This is a genomic window from Hymenobacter setariae, assembly GCF_007713685.1.
In the GTDB taxonomy this organism is placed as follows: Bacteria; Bacteroidota; Bacteroidia; order Cytophagales; family Hymenobacteraceae; genus Hymenobacter; species Hymenobacter setariae.
In genome coordinates this window covers 567745-594073 of the sequence record NZ_VMRJ01000002.1, presented here as the reverse complement: position 1 = coordinate 594073, position 26329 = coordinate 567745, and the positions used below count along the sequence as shown (strand labels likewise).

Below are 26329 nucleotides of genomic sequence, written 5' to 3'. Positions count from 1 at the left end.
CGCGGCGTGGGCAACCCTTGGGGCAGTAAGCTACTCTAGGGAAGTATCTTGGCACCCGCTCTTTCTCCGCGTAGCTTATGAAAACCCGCTGGCTGTTTCTGGCCGCTCTTCTCTCCTCCACCACGTTGCCGGGCTGGGGCCAGGCGCCCACACCCGACCCCAAGGCGCCCTACAAGGCCGAGCAGGATACGGCCTTCCGCCGCGGCTCGGGCCTCACGCTCGACAACCTGAGCAAGCAGCAACTTGAAAATCTGGCCGTGCTAGGCCTGGTTTGGGGCTTTGTAAAATACTACCACCCCGCCGTGGCACGCGGCGACTACAACTTCGACGCCGAGCTGCTGCGTGTGCTGCCGAAGGTGCTAGCCGCCCGCAGCCTCAAATCGCGCAGTGAGGTGCTAAGCACCTGGCTTACGAGCCTGGGGCCCGTGCCAGCTTGCCGCACCTGCCAAGAGCCCGCCGCTAAAGACGTGCGCCTGCAGCCCGACCTAGGTTGGCTCACCGACAAAACCCAGCTCAGCCCCACCCTGAGCCAACAGCTGACCTACCTGCGCCAAAACCGTAACCAGGGTTCCCACTACTACATCAGCGCGGCTCCTAACATCGGCAACCCACTTTTTCAGCACGAGGAAACCTATGCCAGCCAGGAAGCGCCCGACGCGGGCCTGCGGGTGCTGGCGTTGTTTCGGTACTGGAACATGATTGACTACTTCTTCCCGTATCGCTACGCCATCGGCGAAGACTGGCAGCGCGTGCTGCCTGAGTTCATTCCCAAGTTTGTGGCCGCCCGCACCGCCGAGCAGTACCAGCTCACGGCACTGGCACTCATTGCCCGCATCCACGACACCCACGCTAACATTTCCAATGCCAAGGCCTTGAGCGCTTATAAAGGCACGCTCTACGCGCCTTTATGGCTGCGCTTTGTGGAAGGCCAGGCCACGGTGGCCGGCTACTACGATGCCGCCCTAGGGGCCGCCACCACCCTCAAGCCGGGCGATGTGATTGTGCAGGTAGATGGCAAGCCAGTGGCCGAAATCGTGAAGGCGCGCCAGCCCATCACGCCCGCTTCCAACGAGCCCACCCAGCTGCGCAACACCGCCAACGACCTGCTGCGCGGCGCCACCCCGCAGGTGTCGCTGGTGGTGCGCCGCGCGGGCCGCGAGTTTCCGGTTACGGTCGAGCGCGTGCCCCCCAGCAAGCTCAACCTGGCGATGAACTACGGCACCCCCGACCCCAAGGCCCCTGCCTGGAAACTGCTGCCCGGCAACATCGGCTACCTAGCCCTAGGTACCATTCACAACGCTGACTTGCCGCAGATTATGGCCGATGCCAAAGACACGAAAGGGCTGGTTATTGACATCCGCAACTACCCGTCGGAGTTCGTAGTATTCTCGCTCTCTAAGTACTTGCTCGACAAGCGCACAGACTTTGTAACTTTCAGCGAGCCCCAGGTTACGTATCCTGGTTTTTTTGCGAACATCCCGCCCACCGAGGTTGCGCCCGGCCCTGGCCGCGCCTACCCTGGCAAGGTCATTATTCTGGTAAATGAGCTTTCGCAAAGCCAAGCCGAATACACTGCTATGGCCCTGCGCACTGCCCCTAGGGCCACGGTGGTGGGCAGCACCACCGCCGGGGCCGATGGCAACGTGTCGTACATCGTGCTGCCCGGCAACGTGCGCACTGCTATCAGCGGGCTGGGCGTGTACTACCCCGACGGCCGCGAAACCCAGCGCGTCGGCATCGTGCCCGACGTAGAAGTGAAGCCCACCATCAAAGGCATTGCCGAAGGCCGCGATGAGGTACTGGAAAAAGCCGTGCAGCTAATACAGGCAGGATAAGAAGGGTATCCGCGAGCCGCGAAATGAGCTTGAGCTTTGCAAAAAAGATTATTAGGTCGTCTTGCTGAGCTTGCCGAATTATCTCTGCCGTACCGTCGACGGTTTGGAGGAAGCGATAGAGATGCTTCGGCAAGCTCAGCATGACCCATTTTCTTATTTGAACACAGGTAACTCTCAGATATACGGACCTCTCACCTACCCCCTGGCGCGGCTACTTGTCTTGTACGGTAGCGGGCACCAGCACCTGGTACGAGTCCCAGAACTCGGGGTGGTAGGGCACGTGGGGGTCCACGTGGAGGCCGGTGGTTTGCAGCACCAGGGGCTTATCTTGGGTAAAGCTGGTGGCGAGCAGCTCTATGCAGTCGCGCTGGGTTTGCTGGCGGGCGTTAGTGGCCGCGTCGGTGTACACCTGCGTGGCGTCGTGGCGAGCGTAGCGCAGGTAGTAGGTGCCGCGTAGCTGCTCGTACTGGTACACGTCGTGGATGGTGACGCGCCGCACGGTTGGCGCCGCCAGCCCCAGGCGGCGTAATGCCTTGGACTTGTCGATGGCGTAGGGCGCCCGCCCGGTAAAGGCCTCGTACTTCACCACGGCGTAGGTATCGGTGGTGATGTAAACAGTACCCTGGTACGACTCAGAGGCCGGGTAGCCGTAGGGCGTGGTGTAGACGCTGGGCCGCTCGCACACAAAGCCGACCTCGTACACCAGATGGCCGTCGTATTCGGTCTGGCCGTTGAGGGTGAAGCGGTATTGGCGACTGGGGCCAGGCTCCAGCGGGTTGCGCTCGGTGAGCACCGGGTCGTGGCTCCAGAGTAGCCAGTACAGGGGCGGCTCCGGGGGTTCGGGGCCACTTTGGCGCTGCTCGCGCAGCTGCAAAAAGCGCTGCTTTTCGGCGTGCTCCCAGCTGCCGCGCCGGTAGCCTTCTTGGTCGTAGAAGTCCATGGCGGTCTCCCGAGTGGTGCGCAGCGAGTCGTTGCGCCAATTGCGGCTGCGGGTGTACAGCTGCATGCTGTTGGCCTGCTGCGGGTAGTTGGTGAGGATGCGCTCGTGGGCGCGCTGCACTATCACCTCGGGCTGGGGCGGGGCCGTGACCAGCACCGTGGCCAGCAGGTGCGGCTGCGGTGCGAGCTGCACCGCCAGTGCCGCGCCCCGCACCGGCACGCGCGCCGAGGCATAGCCTAGGCACGATACCCGCACCGAATCGGCCCGCTGCCCGGCCGGCACAAACAAAGCAAACTTGCCGTCGGCGCTGCTTACGGTACCTAGGCTGGTGCCGGGCAGGCCCACGCTGGCAAAGCCAATGCCCTCACCGGTTTTGGCATCACGCACCTGCCCCAGCAGCTTGCGGCCTAGGGCGGCGGGTGCCGCCACCGCCACCGGCGCCATGCTGGAGGTGGGCCGCATCACCTGGGTGTAATAAAAGCCATCGAATACCTCGGCCCAAGGCGCGCGCAGCGGCACGTAACCCAGCGGCGAGGCGTAGAACGTGGCCCCCGCGGGCGCCTGACGCAAATCCACGAAGCCCGCCGCGCAGCCCAGCTGCCCAAACGCCTGCTCGATGCTGCCCGCCACGGGCGCGGGCACCGGCCGCAGCCCCTTGGGCTCTTCCAGCCGCCCGTAGGTGCCACCACCCGCCACGAAGCCGAGCGCGTAGCTCGCCGACCCTAGCTGGCGCTTCACCAGCTCGCCCATAGGCACCGCGCCGCCCATCAAGGTATGGGCGTTCACTTTCTGCACATCCTCTGAGTCGGCTAATACTTCCCGGCGGATATAGCGGGCCGTTACACTATCGTCGAGGTCAATGCGCGAATGGTGGTTCGCCAGGTGGTAAGAGGCGGCCCAGACGATGATTTTTGGGTGTTCGGGCTGGCGGCCTAGGTACAGCAGGTTGTCGGCCATAAGGCGGTCGCGCAGGTTCTGCACCGGCTCGCGCTGGCCCCGTGCCTCCCGCATTTCGCCTCGCCAATACGCCCCGCTGCTGCGCAGCCACTGCTGCCAAAACCGCGCCCGGCCCGCCTGCGCCGGCTGCCGGGCGGCCACGTAGGCTACCGAGGCGCGGCACTGCGCCAGCCAGCGGGCCAGCCTCATGGTATCGGCCGGGTGGCGCGGCGCGCCGCCACCCTTGGAGAGCTCGGCCAGTAGCTCCTGGCCGGGGTAAAAGTCGGCGGCCGTCCAACGGCGGCGGGTATCCTGGGCTACGAAGCGCCGCAGCTCGGGCAGCAGCTGCTCCTGGGTGTACTCGCCGCTCAGCTGGCAGTCGAAGCCCGCCAGCTGGAGGCGGCGGTGCGTATCGAGGTAGGCGGCTAGGCTGTCGAAGTCGGCCGTGCCGCTCCAGATGCCCTCGTACACCGAGCGCAGCAGCACCGGCCGCACGGGCCGGCCAGCGGCCATTTCGCGCCGGGCCTTGTCGAGGGCGTACATATCACCCTCGAAGGCCAGCGTAGTGAAGCCCAGCGAGTCGTGCAGATAGCGCACCAGATGAATCTTGGCCTCAAAAGTGGCCCCATCCTGATGGGTCTGCTCGCCGAGCATCACCACCCGCACGCCGGCCAGCGCCTGCCGCAGCGGGGCGTAGGCGCCGGGCGCGGGCACCGTCAGGCAGCGCAGTGGCAGCGCGGCGGGCACTTGGGCCTGGCTCGCCCAGATAATTAGAAGCCAACAGCCTAAAAGGGCAACCAGACGCAGCATAAGGCAAGGCGGTAAGAAGGGATTTCCTGCTCGATAAATGGCTTGCAATTCCTTACCGCAGCGCAATAATAGCCAACTAGTTGGCACCTATAGCAGCCCGAAGGGTTTGAAAAGCTGCCAGCGGGCGAGGCGCGCTGCTACCTGGCGTGCTGCGCTAGCCTTCCACCACCAGTCAACCTACTCTTAGCCGCGACTAGCGTCATACCGCTTCCACCCAAAATCTTGCGCACACCCCGAATTTGTCGGCTGGCGCTGACTATTTACTCACCAGGGCGGCGGTCAGCTAGCCAGCTCACACGCCTGCCTCGTAGCTCTACGCCACAAGAGCCTAGGCCGCCAAACCGGTCACAACGTGTAATGTGCCCGGCCTCCTGGCGATAAAATACAGACCGGAGTAAAGCAGGCCAGTACCTTGCAGCTTTACCCTAGCCCCTGCCTTATTTGCTACTAAACATGGTTTTAGAATTACAACATCTCACCAAGTCCTTCAGCCGCAACCCCGTGCTGCATGATGTGAGCCTGACCGCCGAAACCGGCACCTGCGTGGGCGTAGTGGGCCGCAATGGCGCTGGCAAAAGCACGCTCTTCAACCTGCTTACCAACGTGCTGCTGCCCGACAGCGGCCAGATTGTGCTGGATGGGCAGCCGCTGGGCGAGACCTTTCCGGTTTCCGTGAAGCGGCGCATGGGTGCGCTCGTCAACCAAGCGTACTTGGTCGAGCAGCTCACGCCCGAGGAATACTTGCAGTTTGTGGCCCGCATCTACGAGCTACCCGATGCGCAGCCACACATCGAGAGCCTGCTCGCGCACCTGCTCGAAGACTACGCCACCGTGCGCCACAAGCGCCTAGGGTCGTTTTCGACGGGCATGAAGCAGAAAGTGGCCATTGCCTCGTGCCTGCTGCACCGGCCCGAATTGCTGATACTCGATGAGCCCTTCAATGGCCTCGACGTGTTTTCGGCCACCAGTGTCTTGTCGCTGCTGAACAGCTACCGGCCGCAAGCGCTCACGTTTGTGTCATCGCACAACCTGGCGCACATCGAGCAGGTAGCCACGCACTTACTAGTGATAGACGATAGCGAGGTGAAGTACTGGGGCACCCTGACCGACTTCCTGCACGGCGACCGCGAGGTGCTTGGCGACACGCTGCGCCAACTCATCCAGCCCACGGCCTCGGCCACTACCCAAGACCTCTCATGGCTGACTACGCAACGCTAGGCCACTACCTGCCCTACCTGCTGGGCCGCCGCCTGCGGGCCGTGGTGTGGCCGCCCGATGGCGGCGAGCGGGCGCTGGCGTTGTTTCTGCTCAGCATCATGGCGCTCTACGGCGTGGGCTTCGGCTTTATGCTCAACCACCAAACGCAACGCGGCCTAGCTGAAGTGTTGCCTAAGCTGCTGGTGGGCCTGAATGCCGCCTGGCTGGTTTCGACGCTACTGGTCGATTTCTTGCCCAGCCTTCGACCCGTGACGCGCCCCCTGCCCGAGCACTTCCCGGTATCGGAGCGCCAAAACGTGGTCACGGCTTTCTTGCTCGATTTGATAACGCTGCGCCGCCTCATGCTGGTGCTGGGCCTACTGCTGGCGCTGCTCGTGGCGCCGCGCCATGCGCTAGTGCCCGGCTTTAGTCTGCTGCTGATACTGGGCGCCACGGTGCTGAGCTTCAACATGCGCCTACTCGTGACCCTAGGGCGCTGGCGGCACCCACTGCTGGCCGCCAACCTGCTCAGCCTAGCCCTGATGGGCTGGTGGCTGGCCGTGCCCCTGGCGCCCTATGCTACGGCGCTAGGCGTGGGCATGGCGCTGCTGCCCTGGCTGGTAGGCGTGGCGCAGCTCTACTGGCTGGCGCAGTATTTCAGCGCGCGCTACCTGCCAGCGGCTACGGCCACTACGGCACCTAGCGCCACGCTGGCTCGCCTGCCGCTGGAGTGGAAGGTGTACCTGCGCAAAGTCTGGCTGCCGCTCACGGTAGGCTTGGTGTTCAAGGCTGTGCTACTGAGCGCCACAGGCCTATCCATGGTGAAAGATGGCAAGGTGACAAACCCCGGTTTTTTTTACCTAGGTCTGCTGCCCATCGTCAGCTTCACCTATGTCAACAACAACCTATTTGCCTATCTAGGGAGTCTAACTGCCAATGAGCTTATGCGCCTAGGTCTCACGCGCCGGCTGCTGGCGCTGTACCTACGCCTGGTACTGCCGGTGCTACTGCTCGACTGCCTGCTGTCGGCTACGCTGGTGCTGGTACTATTTCCGGTGTCGCTGTGGCACGTGCTGGGGCTGCTGCCGCTGGCGAGCGCGGCCCTGCTGAGCGTGGGGTTGTGGGCCAGCCTGTACCACGCCAAGCCCGTTATTAAGGCCATCGACTTTGCCAACATGCGCAACAACACCTCAGGCCTTATGAGCGGCGTGAGCCTTGGCCTAGGCGCGGCGCTATACTTTATGCCCTGGTGGTGGGCTCGCATCGCGCTGGCGCTGTTGGTAGCTGCCTCGGCGGCGTGGCCGCTGCGCCAGGTGCTGCGCAATGATGGGGAGCTACGGCGCAAGCTGTGGAAGGCAATTGGGACGTGAGGTAGCAGTAGAAGCAGGAAAGTGTCATCTTCACGGCTAGGCTTCTGCCCGCACCATACCTGGTTTTCATTACTAGCTCCGCCGCCCTTCGCATGCCTCTTTTCCCAACTCAATATTCCACGCTTTCGGCTAGTGCGCTGGCGGCTCATGTCAGTGCCGAATATGGTTTACCGGGCTTGCACGGGCGCTACCTATTGCGTGGGGTAAGTGACACCTACCTGCTTGAAAACGAGCAAGCCAAGTATATTCTCAAAGTTTACCGGGCCGCTCACCGCACCCAGACTCAAATAGCCGGCGAAGTAGAGCTACTTACCTACTTACAGGCGCAAGGTGCCCACGTAGCCGCGCCGCTGCCCGCCCAAAACGGCGCTTTTTTGCTTCCGCTGGCGGCGGCAGAAGGCGAGCGCTTTGGCGTGCTTTTCGCCTTTGCGCCGGGCCGGGTCGTCATGGACCTTAGCGACGCGCAGCTACGCACAGTGGGCCGCGAAATGGCCCGTTTGCACAACCTGACCGCCGGCCTGACGCTGCAACACCCGCGCCCCGGCTACGACCTCGATACCACGCTGCGCCAGCCATTGCGAGTGCTAGCGCCCGCCTTTCAAGAGTATCCGGAGGGTTATGCCGAGTTGCAGGACATTGTAACGCAGACTCTTGCCAAGCTAGAGCAATTCGATACGTCGGCTTTCAGCTATGGCTATTGCCATTACGATTTTCTACCCAAAAACTTCCATTTCGACGCAGCAGACCAGCTCACGTTCTTCGATTTTGACTTTGCCGGTCCCGGCTACTTGGTCAATGATGTGATGACCTTCTTCGTGCACTACTTCCTGCACCGACTGCTTAAGGGCGTAACTGAGGCCGATGCCACGCGGGAGTTTGCCGTTTTCGTAGCTGGCTACCGCGAAGTGCGCCCGCTAGCCGACGTCGAGTTAGCGGCCATTCCGTACCTAGGCGTAGGTTTCTGGCTGTTTTATTTCGAGTTTGCTTATCGCCATTTCGATGATTGGTCGAATACCTTTTTTGGGCCCCGCTACCTGCGCGAGCGCGTGGGCTGGATAAAACAGTGGGCCGCGTGGTACTGCGATTTCAGTCCCCAACCAGCATAGAGCTACTATTCGGGCTGCTTTTAAGTTAACCGCCGCCCGGCACGTCGGCCCACAGCAGCAGCGCTTCCGACAGCGGATTTACCTCTAAGTCTATCAGCCGCACGCCGTAGCGCAGTTCGTCACCCCCCCGAATTTTGCGGCTACCTAGGCTGATGACGCGCCGCAGCCGCTGGGCATTGCGCCAGTCACCTAGGGCCACCGCATCGGCAAAGGCGAAGGCCGTGGCCGGAATGCCGTAGCCCAGAATGAGCGGGCCGCTATCGACGTTGCCGGCGCCGGTTTCGTAGCTGTGGGCAAACTCGCTATACAGCCGCAGCACACCGAGGTTGGTGCTATAGTGGTGTTGATACAAGGCGTATTGCTGTCGAGCGAAAGCCGAATCGACTTGCGTCAGAAACCAAATGCTCCAGCCCAGGTGTGAGCCCCTAGGCTCCTCGCTGGGTTGCCCAGCAGCATCTACCATCGATGCCAGCAGGCCGGTGGTGGGGTCAAGCCACTTGCGCTGGGCCCGCGCTACCCAGCGGTGGCCCGCGGCGGCGTAAGCGCTGCCGGTGAGGCGACTATGCAGCGCCAGCGAGGCCAGGGCCACGGTATTGTCAGGCAGCCAGCGCCGCCCGGGGTACGAAGGCAGGTTGCCGCTAGGCTCCTGCTGGTAGCGGGCGGCCAGGGCTGCCGACAAGCTGTCGTGCAGGTGTTGGTAGGGCGAATTAGGCACTAGTTGCCGGTGGCAACCCAGTATCAGGTTGAGGTGCCCTAGGTACAGTACCGAACTGGGCAGCGTAGGCTCAGCATGTTCGGCTGGTGCTGAAAACTCAAATGGCTGCCGGATGGGGGCAGTCAGCGCTACCTCAATAGCCCGGCCGATGGTAGCCGCAGCTTCCGCGCGCAAGTCGGGCTGCCGCTGGGCCAAGTTAGCCAGCGCATAGGTGCTGAATGACAAGGTAAACAGCCCCCACTCTGCGTTTAGCTGGGTCAGCCTACCTAGGGTGGTCGGCGGCGTGGCCCCTTCCTGAATAACGCGCTCCAAGTAGTTCAGCCGCAGCCGCACCTCGGGGCGGCCGGGCGGCTGGTACGTGGGCCAGCTGTAGCACAAGCCCACAAGCAGCCCTAGCAACACGAGTAGCCTACCCCAACGCACTCGTTTGCTCCAGTGTCTTTTTTGCTTCATTTGGCTACGCTGAGCTACCACCTACTATTTCACAAAAAGCCCCTGCGCTTTCGGAAAACGCAGGGGCTTTTACAGTTTAAGCTCTGTATTATACCAGCCCGTTGGCTACCAGATATTCGGCAATCTGCACGGCGTTGGTGGCGGCGCCTTTACGCAGGTTGTCAGCCACAATCCACATATTGAGGGTGTTGGGCTGGGTGTCGTCGCGGCGGAGGCGGCCCACCAGTACGGCGTCGCGGCCGTGGCTGTCTTTAGGCATGGGGTAGTTGTTGTTTTGTACATCGTCTACCAGCTCCACGCCATCCGTTTGGCGCAGCACATCGCGCACGTCGTCTAGGTCAAAATCCTGAGCAAACTCCACGTTGACCGACTCGGAGTGGCCGCCCATTACGGGCACGCGCACGCAAGTGGCGGTGACGCGGATGCTGTCGTCGCTCATGATTTTCTTGGTCTCATTCACCATTTTCAGCTCCTCCTTGGTGTAGCCGTTGGGCTGAAACACGTCGATGTGGGGCAGCACGTTCAGGTCGATGGGGTGGGCGTAGGCGGGGTTGCTAGCCTGCTGGCCGGCGCGCTCCTCCATGAGCTGGTCCACGGCTTTTTTGCCGGTGCCGGTCACACTCTGGTAGGTGCTTACCACAATGCGCTCAGCCTTGTACTTCTTGTGCAAGTCATTCAAAGCCACCACCATCTGAATGGTCGAGCAGTTCGGGTTGGCGATAATTTTATCGTCCTTGGTGAGCTCGTGGGCATTTACCTCGGGCACGACCAGCTTCTTGCTAGGGTCCATGCGCCAGGCCGACGAGTTATCGACTACCACGGTGCCGACCTCGGCAAACTTGGGCGCGAACTCCAGCGATACGCCGCCGCCGGCCGAGAAAATGGCGATGGCCGGACGCGCCGCAATGGCGTCTTCCATGCTCACCACGGGGTAGTCTTTGCCTTGAAAATGAACTAGCTGGCCCACCGATTTGGCCGAAGCCACGGGCAGCAATTCAGTAACCGGAAACTGGCGCTCGGCGAGCACCTTCAGCATTTCGGTGCCCACCAGCCCGGTGGCACCCACAACGGCAATTTTCATGAGGGTAACAGTTAATCAGCACGTTAAACGGGCGGCGTCGCGCCGGCCGGTGCGGGGCAAATGTCGGGATAAAATTGGTTAGCCAGCGAATGGCTTAGTTCAGAAATGGCCGAAGGAGCACCCTAGGTGAGAACTGAAGAAAAATCGGCAGGCACGCTAGCCAAATCAATAGATTACTCGTTGAGGTTAAAAAGAAAGTGGCACAGGTCCTGCCGAGCTTGTCGAAGCCGGGCCACCGCTAGCTTTTGCCACTGCTTCTACCTTCTCTTCACCAAACCACTCAGCCACTTATGGCCATCAACCCCAAAACCAAGGGCCTCGCTCACGTGGCCCTGCGCACCACCGATTTTGCCCGCGCTAAGGCCTTTTACCACGACTTGCTGGGCTTGCCGATAGCCCTCGACACACCCGAAATACTTGGGTTTTTGGTCGGCTCCACGTTCGTTGGCTTCAAGAAGGCTGAGCCCACCTACCCCGGTGGCGGCACCTTCACGCCTTTCAACGTGGGCCTCGACCACATTGCCATTGCCTGCGAAGACGAGGCCGAGCTGAAGCGCGTGGCCGACGCCCTAGAGGCGGCGGGCGTCGAAAACACCGGCATCAAGCAGGATACCGTGGGGCCCATGAAGTACGTGGCTTTCAAAGACCCTGACCGCATTTCCTGGGAGTTTTATATGGTTTAAATCCTAGTAATTTGGATGAATTCGAGCGAGCAATCTAGTTGTTTAACAATTAGATTGCTCGCTCACTTTTCTTTGACGGTTATAAAAAATGACTTTTCCCAATCGGGCGTTGCAGTTCAGCTTTTAGGGATTTATTTAGGGGTATCTATCCTAGGTGACCCTATTGATGAAATATATATTACTGCTATTTTTTATGCTGCCGCTGGCCGCCTTTGCGCAGCTAGCCGAGACGTTTGCCGACGGCAACTTTACCCAAAACCCCGCTTGGAACGGCGACGCTGCCAGCTTCATCGTGGCCAATCAAGTGCTGCAAAGCAACGGGCCAGCCACCACGGGCACCCAATTGCAGCTTGTGACGCCCTGCCAGGCTAGCACTGGCGCCACTTGGGAGTTTTGGGCTAATCTGAAGCTTGCCACCTCCTCGGGCAACCTTGCTGATGTGTGGCTACTGGCCTCGCAAGCCGACCTCAAAAGCGCCGCCACTAAAGGCTACTTCGTGCGCCTAGGCGGCACCGACGATGAGGTAAGCCTCTTTCGCAAGGACTCGGCTAAGGCGGCTGTCATGGTCATTGATGGCCAAAACGGTACCCTAGGAACTAGCAATAATGTAGTGCGGGTGCGCGTGACGCGCTCGCTGCAAGGCCAGTGGAAACTAGAGCGTGACCTAAGCGGCGGCCGCAGCTTCGTGGCCGAGGCCAGTCAGCCTATCGACAACACGCACCAACGCAGTGCCGTGATAGGCGTGTCGCTAGTGTACTCGGCGGCCAATAGCAAGAACTTTTACTTCGACGATTTTAGCGTGACCGATGCCACGGCGCCGCTGCTTACGCGGGCCGCGCCGCTCGACGCCCGCACGGTTGAGGTGGTGTTTAACGAAGCCGTAGACCCCACCACCGCCATCCAGCTAGCTACTTACCGGCTGGCTACGGGCGTGGTGCCCACCAGCGCTCAGGTATCAGCCCTGAACCCTGCCGTAGTGCGGCTCACCTTTGGGCAAGACTTTGCTAGCACCAACACCCTAGAGGTACGCCAGCTAGCTGATCTCTACGGCAACGTAGCTGCCGGCCCCCTCACGGCCACGTTTGGCGGGGTGGCGGTGGCACCTAGGATAGGCGAGCTGCTTATCACGGAAATCATGGCTCGCGAAACGCCCGCTGTAGGCTTGCCGGCATCAGAGTTTGTAGAGATTTACAATAACACGGCTGCTAAAATCCTGAGTTTGCGCGGCGTGCGACTGCTCAAAAGCGGCAGCGCCACTGCTGCCGTGCTGCCCGATACCGCCCGGCTGCTGCCCGGCCAATACGCCGTGGTGTGCGGCGCCACCCGCGCGGCGCAGTTTGCTACCTATGGCAAAGTATACGGCGTCAGCAACTTCCCGACGCTTACCAATGCGGGCGACCAATTGGTGCTGCGCGGTCGCGATGGCACTACCTTATTTGAAGTAGCTTACACCGACGATTGGTACCGCGACCAGCGCAAGAAAAACGGCGGCTGGACGCTCGAAATGCGCGACCCCAGCGCTTACTGCAGCGGCGCCGACAACTGGCAGGCCAGCCAAGATACTAATGGTGGCACCCCCGCCCGCCGCAACAGTGTGGCCACCGCTAGCCCCGACCGCACGCCCCCTACCCTGCTGCGCGCCGTGGCCCTGACGGCCAGCACGGTGCGCTTGTATTTTGGCGAAAAGCTAGACAGCGCCGCAGCCGCCAGCCCAGCGCTGTACACCCTGCAAAGCAACGCGGGCACGCCCCTAGGTGTGCGCCAGGCCGCGCCCATGGGGCCCGACTTCCGGGCCGTGGACTTGCTCCTAGGTACCACGCTGCAGCCCAGCCAGCCCATTACCGTGGCTGTGGCCCGCGCCACTGACTGCGCTGGCAATGCCAGCGGGGCACTTACTTATGCTGGCTTTGCCTTGACCGAAGCGGCGCAGCCGGGCGACTTGGTGGTGAACGAGGTACTCTTTAACCACCGCTCGGGAGGCGTATATTTTGTGGAATTGCTTAATCGCTCGGCGCGCTACCTCAACCTGCAGGGCTATCAGCTGGCTACGCAGAAAGCCACTGGCCTAGGCACTTGCGCCATCAGCCCCACGGCGGCCTATGTGCTGGCGCCGGGCCAACTAGTGGCGCTCACCAGCGATGCGGACATTTTGCAGGTGCAGTACCCTACCAGCAACGACGCCGCGGCGCTGCTGGCTGTGGCGGGGTTTCCGGCCCTCGATACTAGCACCGGCAGCGTTTACGTGTATGATGCGGGCAGCCAAGAGCTTGACCATTATGTCTACGACAAAAGCCAGCAGCTATCGCTGCTGAGCACAGCGGCTGGCGTGAGCCTCGAGCGCATTAGGGCGGCGGGGCCAAGCTTGGCGAGCAACTTTCACTCGGCGGCCAGCACGGTGGGCTACGCTACGCCCGGCCGCCCCAACTCGCAGGCCCAGGACGCCGCTGGGGGTGGCCAGGAGCTAGCACTAGCGCCCGAGCTTTTTACACCCGACAATGATGGCCAGCAGGACTTCACCACCCTCAGCTACGAACTCGGCCAACCCGGCTATGTGGGCTCCGTGACGGTGTACGATGCCCTAGGGCGCCTCACGCGCCGCCTGCTGCGCAATGAGAGCCTACCCACCACCGGCGCCGTGCAGTGGGATGGCACCGACGACAACGGCCACAAAGCTGCCGTGGGCTACTACATCGTTCACGTCGAGCTGTTTAGGCCCAGCGGCGCCGAGCGCCGCGAATACAAGAAAACAGTAGTGGTTGGCGCCCGGTTATAGCTCAGCTAAAATTTAATTAGTGCGGAGCTTAAAATATAAGCTCCACCTTTCTGTCTTATTAGGCAGACAAGCCACTATTTCGCCTCTACAACTCTTACGTGAAGTCCTTTATACTTTTTGCCGGTGCCGCTTTCAGCCTGGCAACTCCACTGGCTGCCCAGCCAACTACCCCGCTGAATGCGCCCGGTCCCGCTATTCAAACGCTACCCCTAGGGCACCACCGCGGCTCGCTATATTTTACCTGGGGCTACAACCGCGACTGGTACACGCGCTCCGACATCCGGTTTCGCAACAGCACGAGCGATGATTTCGACTTCACGTTTCACGACGCGAAGGCGCACGACCACATGAGCATGAGCGACTTCTGGAAGCCCAGCAACCTGACCGTGCCGCAGTACGACGCCACGATAGGCTACATGTTTGGCGACAAGCACGACCTAGGTATCGAGGTGGCCTGGAATCACCTCAAATACGTGGTCGATGACAACCAAGTGATGCGGGCGGCGGGTCAAATTCGCGGCTTTCACTTCGACCGTGACACGCTCGTGACGCCCGACTTTGTGCACTTGCAGCACACCAACGGCAACAACTATCTGATGGTGAACCTTGTGAAGCGCCAGCGCCTAGTCGTGGGCAAACACTTGGCCCTGAGCGCCATCGGCAAGGTGGGCGGCGGCCCGATGATTACCTACACCATCGCGTCGATTTTTACGAGCCACTCCGAAGGGCCATTTCGCTACGAAGGCTGGGTGGCGGGCGCCAGCGCGGGCCTGCGCTTCGAGATTTTCCGGTATTTCTTCTTGCAGTCCGATATGCAGGGTGCCTTTGCCAACTACACCAACTCGCGCATCGGCTACGACCGCCAAACGCTGGTAACGCACCGCTTTGGCTCGGCCCAGCTTACTTACGCCCTCGGCTTCAATGTGCCTATCTAAGTCTGGCTAAGTGCCTATACACCAAGGTTCCCCATGCGTTCGAGTTGAACACATGGGGCACCTTGATGTATAGGCACTTAGCTAATAAGGATTAACCCTTTTGTAGCTCAACTACAGTCTTGTCTTGGGGCTGCCATTGCGTGAGCGCAAACACAACTAAAAAGACGATGCCAACCCCAATAAACAGGTTGCGCATGGTAGTGTTGCCGGCATAGCCAAACAGCCAGGGTGAGGCAATAAATACGAGGCCACTTACTAGCTCTAGGCGTCCGTGCAGCCAGAAGGGAATCACCTTGAGTAAGCCAAAGGGCATGTTGGTCAGCAGCGAAATAACGAGGTAGCCTCCGGCCAGCAGGTAGCACACGTTGGCGTAGGTGCCGGTCAGGTCAAACTCGCTGGGCAGCACCAGGAAAAAGCCACAGGTAAGGTAGTCAAGTACACCGTGGAGAGTGGGCGAAATGGGTTTCATAGCAAGAGCAGATGGGTGGTGCCTACCAGTACGGCTCCGCCCCCCGGCAGGATATAGCCCAGCTTAACGCACAAAGCTGCTTTTCAAGCCCTTATTTCACTTGTAGCACCCGGCGCCTGCCTCCTCACACTAGGCCCGCAAGGCGCTCGATGCCAGGGCCGAGCACTAGCTTATCATCGGCGCCGAGCCAGTCAGCTAAAATGCTGGCGTAGAGGCTGCGAAAATCGACTTGGTAGCGCAGGTCGCCCTGGTCGAGGTCGGCGAGGCTGGCGGGGGCGTTGAGCAAGCCAGGTTTGCGCAGGGCGCCGCTGAGCAAAAACACGTTGTTGGCGGTGCCGTGGTCGGTACCGTTGCTGGCATTCTGGGTCACGCGCCGGCCAAACTCGCTGAATACCATTACCATCGTGTTAGCCCACTCGCCGCTTTTTTGCAAGTCGGCGGCCAGTGCGGCCAGGCCATCCGAGAGCTCGCCTAGCAGGCGGGCTTGCTGCGCGTGCTGTCGCACGTGGGTATCGAAGCCACTGAGGGCCACGTAGTACACCCGCGACTCGACACCCGAGGTTATCAGCTCAGCGGTGGTTTTGAGGTTGCGCCCTAGGTCGGTGTTGGGGTAGGTAGCGGTGCTAGTGTGCACCTTCGATTTTTGGTAGAGGTAATCGGCCGACGACGCTGTTTCAGCCAGCGTTTTGTAGAGATAATCGAGTTCAGAAGTAGCGGCGGGCGGCACCGCTTCCTGGCTTAGCTGGCTGAGGTAGCGGCTCTGGGTGAGCTGGTGAAACTTGCCGGGTGTCTTCACGGCCAGACCTTTGCGCAGCTGGCCCTTCAAGGCTAAGCTCAGTGTATCATCTACCTCCAACGCCTGGTAAGGCAGGGCGCAGCCCGCGCAGCTGCTGTCGAGGTAGCGGCCGAGCCAGCCGGTGGTCAGCAATTGCTCCGAGCCCGAGCCGGTTTGCCAGATGTCCATCGAGCGGAAGTGCGAACGGTCGGGGTTGGGGTAGCCCACGGCATTGAGCACAGCCAGCTGGCCCTGGTCGTACAGGTCTTTGAGGCCGCGCATGGCGGGGTGCAGCCCTAGGTCGTCGCTGAGGGGCAAGATGCCCTCGGCCTCGCGAAGCGCCAGCGTGGGCCGCGCCTTGTAATACAAGTCGTTGCGGTACGGAATGATGGTATTCAGCCCATCGTTGCCGCCACTGAGCTGCACCACGATGAGGCGGCGCGCCTTCTCGGCCGGGGCATCGCGTAGCAGCGTAGCCAGCCGCGCTTCGGGCCGGTCGAGGGCGTGCAAAAACTTGGGCACCAGCAGTAAGGTGCTGGCCAAGGCAGACGATTGCAAGAAGTGGCGGCGCTGCATAGTGGTATGGCTTTAAACTGTCGTGCAGCACGGCGTGCTGTACGACAGGCGATTTCTTTAACTCAACTGATACTCGGGCAAGCTCAGCAAACTGATGAGCGTGGTGCGCAGCTGCTCCTCGGGCGTGGTGGCTTTGGCGGCGGCCTGCTGCACCAGCGCCAAGTTTTCGGGGCGCAGAGGAACTTGCAGCAGGCAGCGCACCAATTGCTGAGACTGCTCAGCGGTACTGGCGCCACCTAGCAGCTGCTGCAGCGCAGCCAGCGGCAGGCGGGCGCCCACAGTGTTGCGTAGCGTGCGCTCTTTGCCGGTGGTTTGGGGCGTAATGTCATTTTCGTCGTCCTTGAGGCGCACCGCAAACTCGGCGTTCTTGAACAAGATGGCCGGCAGCTGCAAGCGCAGCAGCAGCGACGACGAATCTATCCAATTGCGGCCGCCAGGCCAGCCAGCCACGTTGGGCGGCATAAACAGCGTTTGGCCTAGCGCTTTCTGGTAGCCCAGCAGCAGCCGCGCGTTATCGAGCTGCACGCCTAGGGTACGGCGCAGGCCAGCAATTAGCTCGACCGGCGACTTGATGCGCACGCCCACGTTGGCCGCGTCGTAAAACCAATCGGCTGAAAATAGCCGCTCGGCCAAGTCAGCAATGTCGTAGTGGCTGCGCCGAAAAGCCGTGGCCAGCAGCTCGATGTGCGCCGAATTGGGCACGTCGTTGACGAAAAAGCGGTACAGCTTGGTAACCAAGAACGTGGCTGTGGCTGGCTGCTGCATGATGATGGCCAGCACGTCTTCGCCGCCTAGGTTGCCGGTGTGGCCCAAGAAAGTCTTGGGCCCAGCATCGTGCTGGCGCGCCCGAAACACGAAATTGTTTTGGTTATCGTAGCTCCAGCCGGTGAAGGCGCGGGCGGCTTCCTTCACATCGGTTTCGGTGTAGTTGCCACGTCCCAAGGTGAAGAGCTCCATCACCTCGCGGGCGAAGTTCTCGTTGGGATGCTCCTTCTTATTCTGCTGGTTATTTAAGAACTGCAGCATGGCCGGCTCGCGGCTCACGGCCAGCAGCAGGTCCGAAAACTTACCTAGGGCGTGCGTCCGGATGGTATTGAGCAGCTGCAAGCTATCGTTGGGCCGGCGCGTGCGGCAGGCAAAGTGCCCGTGCCAGAACAGCGCCATTTTTTCGCGCAGCTGGCCGGGGCCGGTGGCCATACGCTCCATCCAAGCCGTGCTCATGGCTGCGAAGGCGTCGCGGATACCTTCATTTTGCTGCTTGCGCTGCTCGGGCGTGAGGTCGCGGCGGCGCAACACGAGCGCGGCGGGCCGGCCTGCGGGCAGCGCTGCCGTGCGCGGGCTGAGCGGAGAAAGCTCGCTGGCCATTGAAGCTCCAGCCGAAACGGGTGCCACGGGCTGCACGGCCACCACGGCACCTAGGGGGTCGGCGTAGTGAAAAGCCGGGCTCTCGATGGGCGTGCAGGGCTCAGCCTCGCGCAACAGCTGTCGCAGAGCCTTGGCCGGGCTCAAGCCGGCGGCAATATCGGCGGGGCGGGGGCCAAAGCCGGCGCGCCAGTATAGGTGCTGAAGCTGCTGCGAGTTCATGCCGGATAAGATGCCGGGCGCGCCGCAAGGTTTAATTCACGGCCGGTCCCGCACCGCCCAGCCGCTTAGTAGCGCACCGTGAGGCCCACGAAATACTCGCGCTGGGTGCGGCCATTGAGCGCGATGTGGGTGCCCGCATCGAGCTGAAAATTGTCGGTCACGTTGAAGGTTGGCGCCACGTTGAGTTGCGCGTGCCAGCGGTGCTGTTCGCTATTCCAAGGGAAAGCACCTTCCACGAGCAAGCCTAGCTTTTCGCCAAACTGCCGGTCGAGGGCCACCGAGGGCATCAGGCGCACGTAGCGCTGGGCTTCTTCGGGGTCATAGTCTAGGTCGGTTTCGAGCTGGGCTTCCAGGTTGTAGGTCTTGCCTATCTCTATGTCAACGGGCAGCACAATGCCATACTCGGGCCGGGCATTGCTGACGCCTGTGGCACCGGTGGGCAGACGCACAAAGCCTATCACACTGGCAGCCAGCGGACCCTTTTGGTCGTCGCCCAAGAAGTTATGCTTTAGGCGCACGGCCACGTCGCCAAAGCCGCGCTGGTTTTCCCACTCGCTAGCGTCGTCGGGCCGCTGCTTTTGGGCCGCATAAAAAGGTAGTTCGACCTGCAAATCCGTTTTGCGGCTTAGCCCAAGCTTCACCAGGGCGTAGGCAGCGTGCCAGGTACGCTTCTGCGGGTCTTCTTCCGAGCCGGGCTCGTTGATGAGGCGCCCTAGGTCGGTTTCGAGCTGAAAATGACCGGCATCGACGGTAAAGGGGCTTTCGGTAGTGCCGGGGCGGTCGGGGCGTAGCGGGCGCAGGCGATTGCGCGGCACGGGCTTGCGCCAGCTAAAGTGCGCCGAGTCGTAGGGGCTCGGAAACTTGGGGTGATTGTCGTCGGTAGACTGCGCCCAGCCAACCAAAGGCAGGCCGACCAGCAACGCGAGTATTAGGGTAGCAAGATGCTTCATGGGCGGCAAGTACGTAGCAAATGGCCTATGCAGCTATTCCAACACCTTATCTTCACCACGTCCAAAAACTATTAGCAGCACCTTGCCAATTTCTATCATGCACTTACCTATACTGCTTCGCTTCAAGTTGGCAGCGCCCACATTAGTGCTGGCATGGGGATTACTGGGCAGCCCACTAGCGCATGCCCAAGCGCAAACTCAGCCTACCATGCCGCTCTTCGGCACCGAGGCTACCACTACCAAGTACGACGGGCCACAGTTTGCAGGCGGACCCGATTCGCTGCGCGCGGTGGTGGAGCGCACTATCCGGCAAGCTAGCCCCACCTTAACTGAACAGCAATTTGTACGCCTCGAACTGACTGCCACTGGCCAATTGGCTGAGCTTTACTACCTGGCGCCTGCTTCTAAGGCAGCACAGAAGCAGGCCCGCTCGGCGGAGGCCCAGGCGCTTGCGCAGCAGCTGGCGCAGCGCCTAGGCACTTGGTATCTTCCTACTGGCCCCAATCAGTCTGGCAAAGGGACTTCCTTTACCATCCCGCTAGCCCTAGGCTCGGCGCCGAGACCTATGCCGCTGCTCTATTGCGACGAGCACCCAACTTTTCCGTTGCCCGCAGGCCGAACGAAGCGCAACACCCCTAACGCCATGAGCTTTGTGCTGATGCAGGTGCGCTACCCAGTCGAAGACCTGCGCAACAAGGTGCAGGGCAAGGTATACGCGTACTTTGAAGTAAGCGAAACCGGCGCCGTGGAGCAGCGTCGCATTGCGGGCAGCGTAAGCCCCACCCTAGATGCGGAGGCCCTGCGCGTACTACAAATTCTGCCTAATGCCCTAACGCCGCCCCGCTACCAGGGCAAGCCAGTGCGAGTGGCCTATGTATTGCCAGTAAACTTCACTATCCAGTAAGGGCCTTTCTCACTGCCCAAACACCGCGCTGGCTAGCGCCAACACCGCCCGGCGCGTGGCCTCAGGCTGCTCTACATAAGAAAGGTGGCCGCTGCCTTCCAGAAATAGCCCGGTGCCCACCGGGGCTAGGGCAGCCTGGGCCACCGAGTCGGCCAGGGGCACGGCTACATCGTGCTTGCCGGCTACCAGCAGCACCGGGAAGCGGGCGGTGCGCAGCACGGCCGTGCGGTCGGGCCGGGCGGCCATGCCGCGCAGGCCACCCACCAGCGTGGTTTCGGGCGTGGCCTTGCCGATGTCTTCGAGCAAGGCGCGGGCCTCGGGCAGGCGGTCACGGTTGGCGGGGGCAAAAAGCGGACGCACAAAACTGTCCATGAATTTGTCCACGCCGTGGCGCTCCACAAAGCCAATGTTTTTCTCGCGGTTTTGGCGCTTCTCGTCTGTGTCGGCGTAGGCCGTAGAATTGATAAGCGCCAGGCCGGCCACGCGCTCGGGGTAGCGCTGGGCCACGGCTAAGGCCACGTAGCCGCCCATGCTGTGGCCCACCAGCAGCACCGGCTCGGTAGCGTTGCGGCGCCCTAGGTGGTCGATAACGTAGCGCGCCTGGGCCTCCATCGAGAAGTCGGGCACGGGCGCTAAATTGGTGCCGTGGCCTAGCAGATTGGGCGCCAGCAGGCGGTAGGCAGCCGGGAAGGGCCGGGTAAACTCGGTCCAAACTTCGCGGCTTTCGGCAAAGCCGTGCAGGAAAACAAGGGTAGGCTGGGCAGTGGGCATAGGGGCAAAAATAGCCACCTAGGCGTGGGCGCAGCCAGGGGCCGCAACCTTACGTCCTTCTTCGCAGTTGGCAGCAATGCGAGCCGCTCATTTTTAATTTCTGTTTTTTCTTTTCTTGCTCCTATGCGTTCCACTTATTCCCGCCTCTTGCTCGGCACTGCGGCCCTCGCGGGCAGCGCATTGCTCTACGCCAGCCAAACCAACGTGCGCGTGGCACCCGACCCCGACAATGCCGGCCTGAAATTACCCGCAGGCTTTGGCGCGCTCAAAGTAGCCGAAACTGGCGGCAAAGCCCGCCACATCGCCATCACCCCGCAGGGCACTATCTACGTGAAGCTCAACCGGGTGAAAGACGGCAAAGGCATCTTGGTACTGCACAGCCAGCCCAATGGCAAAGCCACCGTGACGAGTGGCTTTGGCGACTACGGCGGCACGGGCATGTACGTGAAGAGTGGCTATCTCTACGCCTCTTCCGACCACGATGTGTACCGCTACAAGCTCGATGACCGAGGCGAGGTAGTAGACCCCGCCAAAGCCGAGCTACTAGTGCGTGGCCTCAAAGTGGGCAGCCAGCACGAGTCAAAATCCATCGTGCTCGATAACGACAACAACCTGTACGTAAACGTGGGCGCCTACGCCAACGCCTGCCAGGAGCAGGACCGCACCCGCGGCTCGAAGGGCATTCCCAATTGCCCCATCCTGGATTCGGCGGGTGGCATCTGGCAGTTTAAGGCCAGCCAACTCAACCAGCGCTACGCCCAGGGCACGCGCTACGCCACCGGCCTGCGCAACGTGGTGGGCCTCGACTGGAACCCGCAAGACAACCAGCTTTTTGTGATGCAGCACGGCCGCGACCAGCTGCACGACAACTGGCCCGCGCTCTACACCGACCAGCAGTCGGCCACCTTGCCCGCCGAGTGCATGTACGCCCTCAGCAAAGGTTCCAATGCTGGCTGGCCCTACATCTACTACGACCCCCAGCGCAAGGAAGTGATGCAAGGCCCCGAGTACGGCGGCGATGGCAAAACCGCTGCAAAGGGTGACTACCTGAAGCCCGCCGCTGCCTACCCCGCCCACATGGCACCCAACGGCTTGCTGTTTTACACCGGCAACATGTTCCCGGCCAAGTACCGCAACGGCGCCTTCATCGCCTTCCACGGCTCCTGGAACCGCGCTCCCGAGCCGCAAGCTGGTTATATGGTAGCCTTCCAGCCCTTTAAGGATGGCAAGCCCAGCGGCCAGTGGGAGGTTTTTGCCGATAACTTCTCGGGCTCAGCTGAGAAAACTGCTTCGGGCCGCGCCGACCACCGTCCCTGCGGCCTAGCCCAAGGCCCCGATGGCTCGCTCTATGTCAGCGATGACTCGAAGGGCACTATTTACCGCATCGTGTACAACGCCAAAAAATGATTTTCAGCAAGCAATTTTTCCTAGGTATCGCCCTTGTGGCTGGCGCGGGCCTTACGCTGCAAGCCCAGCACCGCCCTATCCCTAAGGCGCCGGCCAAGGCCGCGGCTAAAACCGCCGCCGACCCCGCTTTGGCGGCTTCGCTCACGCGGGGCGCCGTGGTGTACAAGAACGTGTGCATCACTTGCCACCAAGCCGATGGTGGCGGCTTGCCTCCCATCAACCCGCCGCTCATCAAAACCCAGTATGTGCTTGGCGACAAAGCACGCCTGTCGCACATCGTACTGGCAGGTCTTGCCGAGCCCATCGAGATTGACGGCGAGGAATACAAACAGCACATGCCCGCCCAGGCCTACCTCACCGACCAGCAAATAGCCGATGTGCTCACCTACGTTCGCAATAGCTTTGGCAACAAGGCCAGCGCGGTGCAGGTAGCGGAGGTGAAAGCCGTGCGCGCTACCCTCAAATAACTGTTAATCACTACCTAGGCGCGGCGGTTCCGGCAACGGGGCCGCCGCGTTTTGGTTATGCTACACTCGCAGCTAGTCTACTAGCTAGCTGAGGTTAGCTCTTATCAGCGTCGGGCATTCGCCACCGCCGACCGGTTAGCTTGCGCAATGTGCGTCGCCAAGCAGGCAATTGGCGATAGGCCATTTCTTCGGCGTGCAAGTCTGCTAGGTTTAAGTTGGTAGCCTTTTCGTAAAAAGCCGCCAATGATTGACTGGCATATGAGGTAAAAAGCTGGGTGAGCTGTGGTCGCGCCGCCTTTAGGTTCCAGTAGTGCAGTACGTAGGGTGCCGCCTCCACTACGCTTCTATCTTCCTCAAACCATAGGCTAAAAGCTAGTTGCTCCATCATATGCTTGTTGTAAGCAGCGTAGAGCTGGTCGGCCAGCGCTACCACCTCGGGCAAGCGGACAGCCATTGCCGAAGTCAGCCCGATAACGCCAGAGTTGTAAAGCACTGTTTTGCTACTCACAGCATATTGCCGGCTTTCAACAGTGAATACTATGCCCTTTAGGTGCTGGTACACTTTACGACTCAGCACATTACCACTGATAAGCAGCCCCTCACTCACGTGCATTACTGCTTGGCCTTGCGACAGCTGGGCAAAAAGCGGGGCAGGGTCTGCTCGCCAGATAGTATCCGTATCTACAAAAAGCAAGTTGCCAGGGTAATGGTGCGCGGCATGGCTCAGAACTCCTATTTTTAGCAGGTATACTTTGTTGCTACTGCCGCGCCAGGCTTGCCACTCGGCTAAGCTCACCGTGGGATAGTAGACATCGGGGCGTGCTCCGAGTACCCGCTCGAAAGCTGCCGCCGTGTCGGTATAGATTAGAACCCGTACGGGTTGCCGGGCCACTTCATAGTAAGAAAGTAGACTATAAACTGCCTCCGCATGTAAGTCGGCTGAGCCGTAAGCCAAGTAAATAAGGGAACAAGATGCGCAGGCCATAAGACGAGTATAATAAAAGCGTGCTGCAGTGTTACTACGTGAAAGCTACGCCACCTAACTGCACCTATCACGGGTGCACGCTACCAATTCGTGCTGCAAGTTCAGGCTAATCCTTTTTCTTCGTGCCATAATGTGCCTAGGTAGCTCTTTCCGCACCTTAGTTAGCTGCCACTTGCTCTATAGTTCGGCAGCTGCCTAATAGCACCGCCCTTTGCTTCATGTCGCTTCCACGTATCATCTTAGATTGCGAGGTGCTGAAAGACCGTGATAGTGGCTTTAGTCATTTCACTGTTCCCCTAGCCCACGAATTGATTCGTCAGAATCAGCATTATCAGCTCTACTGCTATGTGCCGCCTACTGAAGTAGGTGGCTTAGGCCATACGGGCGTGCACTACCTCACCCAACGTAGTTTTCACAAATACATTAACCCGCCGAGCTACGGCTTCCGCCTGTGGCACGCCACTTCGCAGCTTAGTTGGTATGTGCCCACCAGCCCCTTCACTAAGGTGGTGCTGACAGTGCATGACCTTAATTTTTTGCATCAAAAACCCGATGAGCGCACCTACACCCGGCAGCTAGCGATGGTGCGCCGCAATATTAAAAGGGCCAACTACTTAGTCACTATTTCTGACTTCGTGCGGCAAGATATTCTGCGGCATGCCGACCTGCTAGGCTATACCGGTCGCCAGCCGCTCCGCTACGTGCCGCGCGGCGTAGAAGCCCTACCTACCCTAGCCAGCGACCATGTACCAGCTTACAAGCCTCAGCGGCCTTTTCTATTCGCCCTCGGCACGGTTAACCCCAAAAAGAATTTTCACGTCTTGCCACCTTTGCTACAAGGCAATGACTATGAATTAATTATTGCTGGCAGCTTTACAGAAAGCAATTATGCCACGGCTATTCAGGCAGCTGCCGAGCAGGCGGGCGTAGCTGACCGAGTGCGTATCCTCATTCGCATCAGCGAAGCCGACAAAGCCTGGTATATCAGCAGATGCTTGGGCTATTTGCAGCCGTCGCTAGCCGAAGGGTTCGGATTGCCTGTAGTAGAGGCTATGCAACTGGGCAAGCCCGCCTTTTTGAGTCGTCTTACCTCCTTGCCCGAGGTAGGGGGAAGCGCCGCTTATTACTTCGACGACTTTTCGCCGGCTCACATGCAGCAAGTAGTGGCAGCAGGCTTGGCACAGCATTCGCCCGCCCGAGCGGCAGCAGCAAAGGCCCAGGCTGGGCAGTTTAGCTGGCAGCAAACGGCCGCTGACTACCTAGCGGTATATAAAGAGTTATTGGGGAAATAGCTTGAGAAGCACTTGCTTCTTGCACGCCTTGCTGCGGCAGCTCATCTGCTTATCTTATGCACAGCACTTGCCACGGCCTCGGTGTTTATTTTAAGTAAGCTCGGCATAACCCGCTGAGGTAGTAATGGGTAAGTGCATAGCTTACTTCCCTTCTTCGCCATGACTGACTTTGCCACTTCGGCCGCCTCGCGCCGCGAATTTCTCCGTACTCTGTCGCTCGGTGCCGGAGCTACATTGCTGGCACCCAGCCTCCTGGCAGCGCCGCCCGAACGCAAGCTGGGCGTGGCCCTACTGGGCCTGGGCAAGTACAGCAGCGGCCAGCTGGCACCCGCCTTGCAGCAAACCAAGCTATGCCGCCTAGCGGGCATCGTCACGGGTTCGCCCGAAAAGGCAGCTAAGTGGAAGCAGCAGTATCAGCTGGCCGACAAAAATATCTACGATTACAAGACCTTCGACCGCATCGCGGACAACCCGGATATTGATATCGTGTACGTGGTGACACCCAATGCCTTGCACGCCGAGTATGCGGTGCGCGCCGCGCAGGCTGGTAAGCACGTCATCTGCGAGAAGCCGATGGCTACCACCGTGGCCGACGCCCGCCGTATGATAGCCGCCAGCCAGAAAGCGGGCAAAAAACTGAGCATTGGCTACCGGCTGCACTTCGAGCCGCACAACCAAGCCATGATGCATCTAGGGCAGACGCAAGCCTACGGACCGCTCAAGCACCTGGTGTCCGACAACGGTTTTCGGTTCGGCAATGACACGCCGTGGCGCGTGGACAAGGCGCTGGCGGGCGGCGGTCCGCTCATGGATATGGGTATTTACAGCCTGCAAGGCTGCATTTATACCAAAGGCCAGGTGCCCATTGCGGTCACGGCCAAGTTCGACCCTAAGACCGACACGCAGCTATTTAAGGATGTGGAAGCGGGCCTCAAGTGGCAGTTGCAATTTGCCGACGGCACCACGGCCGACTGCCACACCAGCTACGCCGAAAACCTAGACGGCCGCCTGCGCGCCGAGGCTGCTAACGGTTGGTTTGAGTTGCAGCCAGCCTTCGGCTACGGCGGCCTGGCAGGCAGCACCAGCAAAAACGATGGCAAGCTCAACCTGCCCAACATCAACCAGCAAGCCGCCCAGATGGACGACTTTGCCGACTGCGTGCTGCACAACAAGCCCACCCGCGTGCCTGGCGAGATGGGTTTGCGCGACGTGCAGTTGCTGCTGGCCATCTACCGCGCTGCCGAAACCGGCCAGAAAGTAGCCACTACCGACGTGCAAAAGCTCATCGACCGCACTCACGCGCGCTAAGCCACCT

At 60.7% G+C, this 26329-nt stretch carries 21 protein-coding genes; 12 read left to right on the top strand and 9 right to left on the bottom strand.

Annotated elements, in window-relative coordinates; genetic code table 11:
* Window positions 1–77: 77 nt before the first annotated feature.
* The gene (locus FNT36_RS08910) at window positions 78–1835 is read left to right on the top strand and encodes a S41 family peptidase (protein ID WP_144846549.1); all 1758 of its coding nucleotides are present in this window, start codon (window positions 78–80) and stop codon (window positions 1833–1835) included.
* Window positions 1836–2046: 211 nt separating this feature from the next.
* Here the strand turns inward: FNT36_RS08910 and FNT36_RS08905 are convergent, their stop codons facing one another.
* Window positions 2047–4521: an erythromycin esterase family protein gene (locus FNT36_RS08905; protein WP_144846547.1), complete on the bottom strand. Its 2475-nt coding sequence runs from the start codon at window positions 4519–4521 to the stop codon at window positions 2047–2049.
* 453 nt (window positions 4522–4974) lie between these two features.
* Between FNT36_RS08905 and FNT36_RS08900 the strand changes: the two genes are divergently transcribed.
* The 3 genes from FNT36_RS08900 to FNT36_RS08890 all read left to right on the top strand — a co-directional run bounded on the left by FNT36_RS08900 (window position 4975) and on the right by FNT36_RS08890 (window position 8194).
* Window positions 4975–5739 (top strand): ABC transporter ATP-binding protein, encoded by a 765-nt coding sequence (locus tag FNT36_RS08900; protein WP_144846545.1) that lies wholly within the window; start codon window positions 4975–4977, stop codon window positions 5737–5739.
* Window positions 5718–7088, top strand: coding sequence for a hypothetical protein (locus FNT36_RS08895; RefSeq protein WP_144846543.1), 1371 nt, complete (start codon window positions 5718–5720; stop codon window positions 7086–7088). The genes FNT36_RS08900 and FNT36_RS08895 overlap by 22 nt, the downstream gene beginning before the upstream one ends.
* 92 nt (window positions 7089–7180) lie before the next feature.
* A complete protein-coding gene (locus tag FNT36_RS08890; protein WP_144846541.1) occupies window positions 7181–8194 on the top strand; it encodes a phosphotransferase enzyme family protein in 1014 nt (337 codons plus the stop codon).
* 25 nt (window positions 8195–8219) lie between these two features.
* On the opposite strand, the gene FNT36_RS08885 is transcribed toward FNT36_RS08890, so the two are convergent.
* A complete protein-coding gene (locus FNT36_RS08885; RefSeq protein ID WP_144846539.1) occupies window positions 8220–9362 on the bottom strand; it encodes a hypothetical protein in 1143 nt (380 codons plus the stop codon).
* 88 nt (window positions 9363–9450) lie between these two features.
* Window positions 9451–10443, bottom strand: coding sequence for an aspartate-semialdehyde dehydrogenase (locus tag FNT36_RS08880; protein ID WP_144846537.1), 993 nt, complete (start codon window positions 10441–10443; stop codon window positions 9451–9453).
* A gap of 290 nt (window positions 10444–10733) precedes the next feature.
* On the opposite strand from FNT36_RS08880, the gene FNT36_RS08875 reads away from it, so the two are divergent.
* From FNT36_RS08875 to FNT36_RS08865, 3 genes are all read left to right on the top strand, one after another.
* Window positions 10734–11126 carry a VOC family protein gene (locus FNT36_RS08875; RefSeq protein ID WP_144846535.1) on the top strand — a complete coding sequence of 131 codons (393 nt, stop codon included), beginning with the start codon at window positions 10734–10736 and terminating at the stop codon, window positions 11124–11126.
* Between the two features lie 166 nt (window positions 11127–11292).
* A complete protein-coding gene (locus FNT36_RS08870) occupies window positions 11293–13899 on the top strand; it encodes a lamin tail domain-containing protein (protein ID WP_144846533.1) in 2607 nt (868 codons plus the stop codon).
* A 98-nt stretch (window positions 13900–13997) separates the two neighbouring features.
* Entirely contained in the window at window positions 13998–14834 is an 837-nt protein-coding gene (locus tag FNT36_RS08865) for a hypothetical protein (RefSeq protein ID WP_233635795.1), read from the top strand.
* Between the two features lie 91 nt (window positions 14835–14925).
* On the opposite strand, the gene FNT36_RS08860 is transcribed toward FNT36_RS08865, so the two are convergent.
* The 4 genes from FNT36_RS08860 to FNT36_RS08845 all read right to left on the bottom strand — a co-directional run bounded on the left by FNT36_RS08860 (window position 14926) and on the right by FNT36_RS08845 (window position 19188).
* Window positions 14926–15303, bottom strand: coding sequence for an SPW repeat domain-containing protein (locus tag FNT36_RS08860; protein WP_144846531.1), 378 nt, complete (start codon window positions 15301–15303; stop codon window positions 14926–14928).
* 124 nt (window positions 15304–15427) lie between these two features.
* Window positions 15428–16654, bottom strand: a complete 1227-nt coding sequence (locus FNT36_RS08855; protein WP_144846529.1) for a DUF1501 domain-containing protein — start codon at window positions 16652–16654, stop codon at window positions 15428–15430.
* Window positions 16655–16711: 57 nt separating this feature from the next.
* On the bottom strand, window positions 16712–18238 hold the full coding sequence (locus tag FNT36_RS08850) for a DUF1800 domain-containing protein (protein WP_144846527.1): 1527 nt from the start codon (window positions 18236–18238) through the stop codon (window positions 16712–16714).
* Between the two features lie 65 nt (window positions 18239–18303).
* Window positions 18304–19188, bottom strand: a complete 885-nt coding sequence (locus FNT36_RS08845) for a transporter (protein WP_144846525.1) — start codon at window positions 19186–19188, stop codon at window positions 18304–18306.
* Window positions 19189–19285: 97 nt separating this feature from the next.
* Here FNT36_RS08845 and FNT36_RS08840 point away from each other — a divergent pair, with 97 nt between their 5' ends.
* The gene (locus FNT36_RS08840; RefSeq protein ID WP_233635794.1) at window positions 19286–20092 is read left to right on the top strand and encodes an energy transducer TonB; all 807 of its coding nucleotides are present in this window, start codon (window positions 19286–19288) and stop codon (window positions 20090–20092) included.
* A gap of 9 nt (window positions 20093–20101) precedes the next feature.
* On the opposite strand, the gene FNT36_RS08835 is transcribed toward FNT36_RS08840, so the two are convergent.
* Complete coding sequence (locus FNT36_RS08835; protein WP_144846521.1) at window positions 20102–20863, bottom strand: alpha/beta fold hydrolase; 762 nt, start codon at window positions 20861–20863, stop codon at window positions 20102–20104.
* 123 nt (window positions 20864–20986) lie between these two features.
* Here FNT36_RS08835 and FNT36_RS08830 point away from each other — a divergent pair, with 123 nt between their 5' ends.
* Window positions 20987–22270 (top strand): PQQ-dependent sugar dehydrogenase, encoded by a 1284-nt coding sequence (locus FNT36_RS08830; RefSeq protein WP_144846519.1) that lies wholly within the window; start codon window positions 20987–20989, stop codon window positions 22268–22270.
* On the top strand, window positions 22267–22737 hold the full coding sequence (locus tag FNT36_RS08825; RefSeq protein ID WP_144846517.1) for a c-type cytochrome: 471 nt from the start codon (window positions 22267–22269) through the stop codon (window positions 22735–22737). The genes FNT36_RS08830 and FNT36_RS08825 overlap by 4 nt, the downstream gene beginning before the upstream one ends.
* 94 nt (window positions 22738–22831) lie before the next feature.
* Here the strand turns inward: FNT36_RS08825 and FNT36_RS08820 are convergent, their stop codons facing one another.
* Window positions 22832–23629: a hypothetical protein gene (locus FNT36_RS08820; protein WP_233635793.1), complete on the bottom strand. Its 798-nt coding sequence runs from the start codon at window positions 23627–23629 to the stop codon at window positions 22832–22834.
* A 311-nt stretch (window positions 23630–23940) separates the two neighbouring features.
* Between FNT36_RS08820 and FNT36_RS08815 the strand changes: the two genes are divergently transcribed.
* Both FNT36_RS08815 and FNT36_RS08810 read left to right on the top strand, forming a co-directional pair.
* Entirely contained in the window at window positions 23941–25014 is a 1074-nt protein-coding gene (locus tag FNT36_RS08815) for a glycosyltransferase family 4 protein (protein ID WP_144846513.1), read from the top strand.
* A 159-nt stretch (window positions 25015–25173) separates the two neighbouring features.
* On the top strand, window positions 25174–26322 hold the full coding sequence (locus FNT36_RS08810) for a Gfo/Idh/MocA family protein (RefSeq protein WP_144846511.1): 1149 nt from the start codon (window positions 25174–25176) through the stop codon (window positions 26320–26322).
* Window positions 26323–26329: the final 7 nt, after the last annotated feature.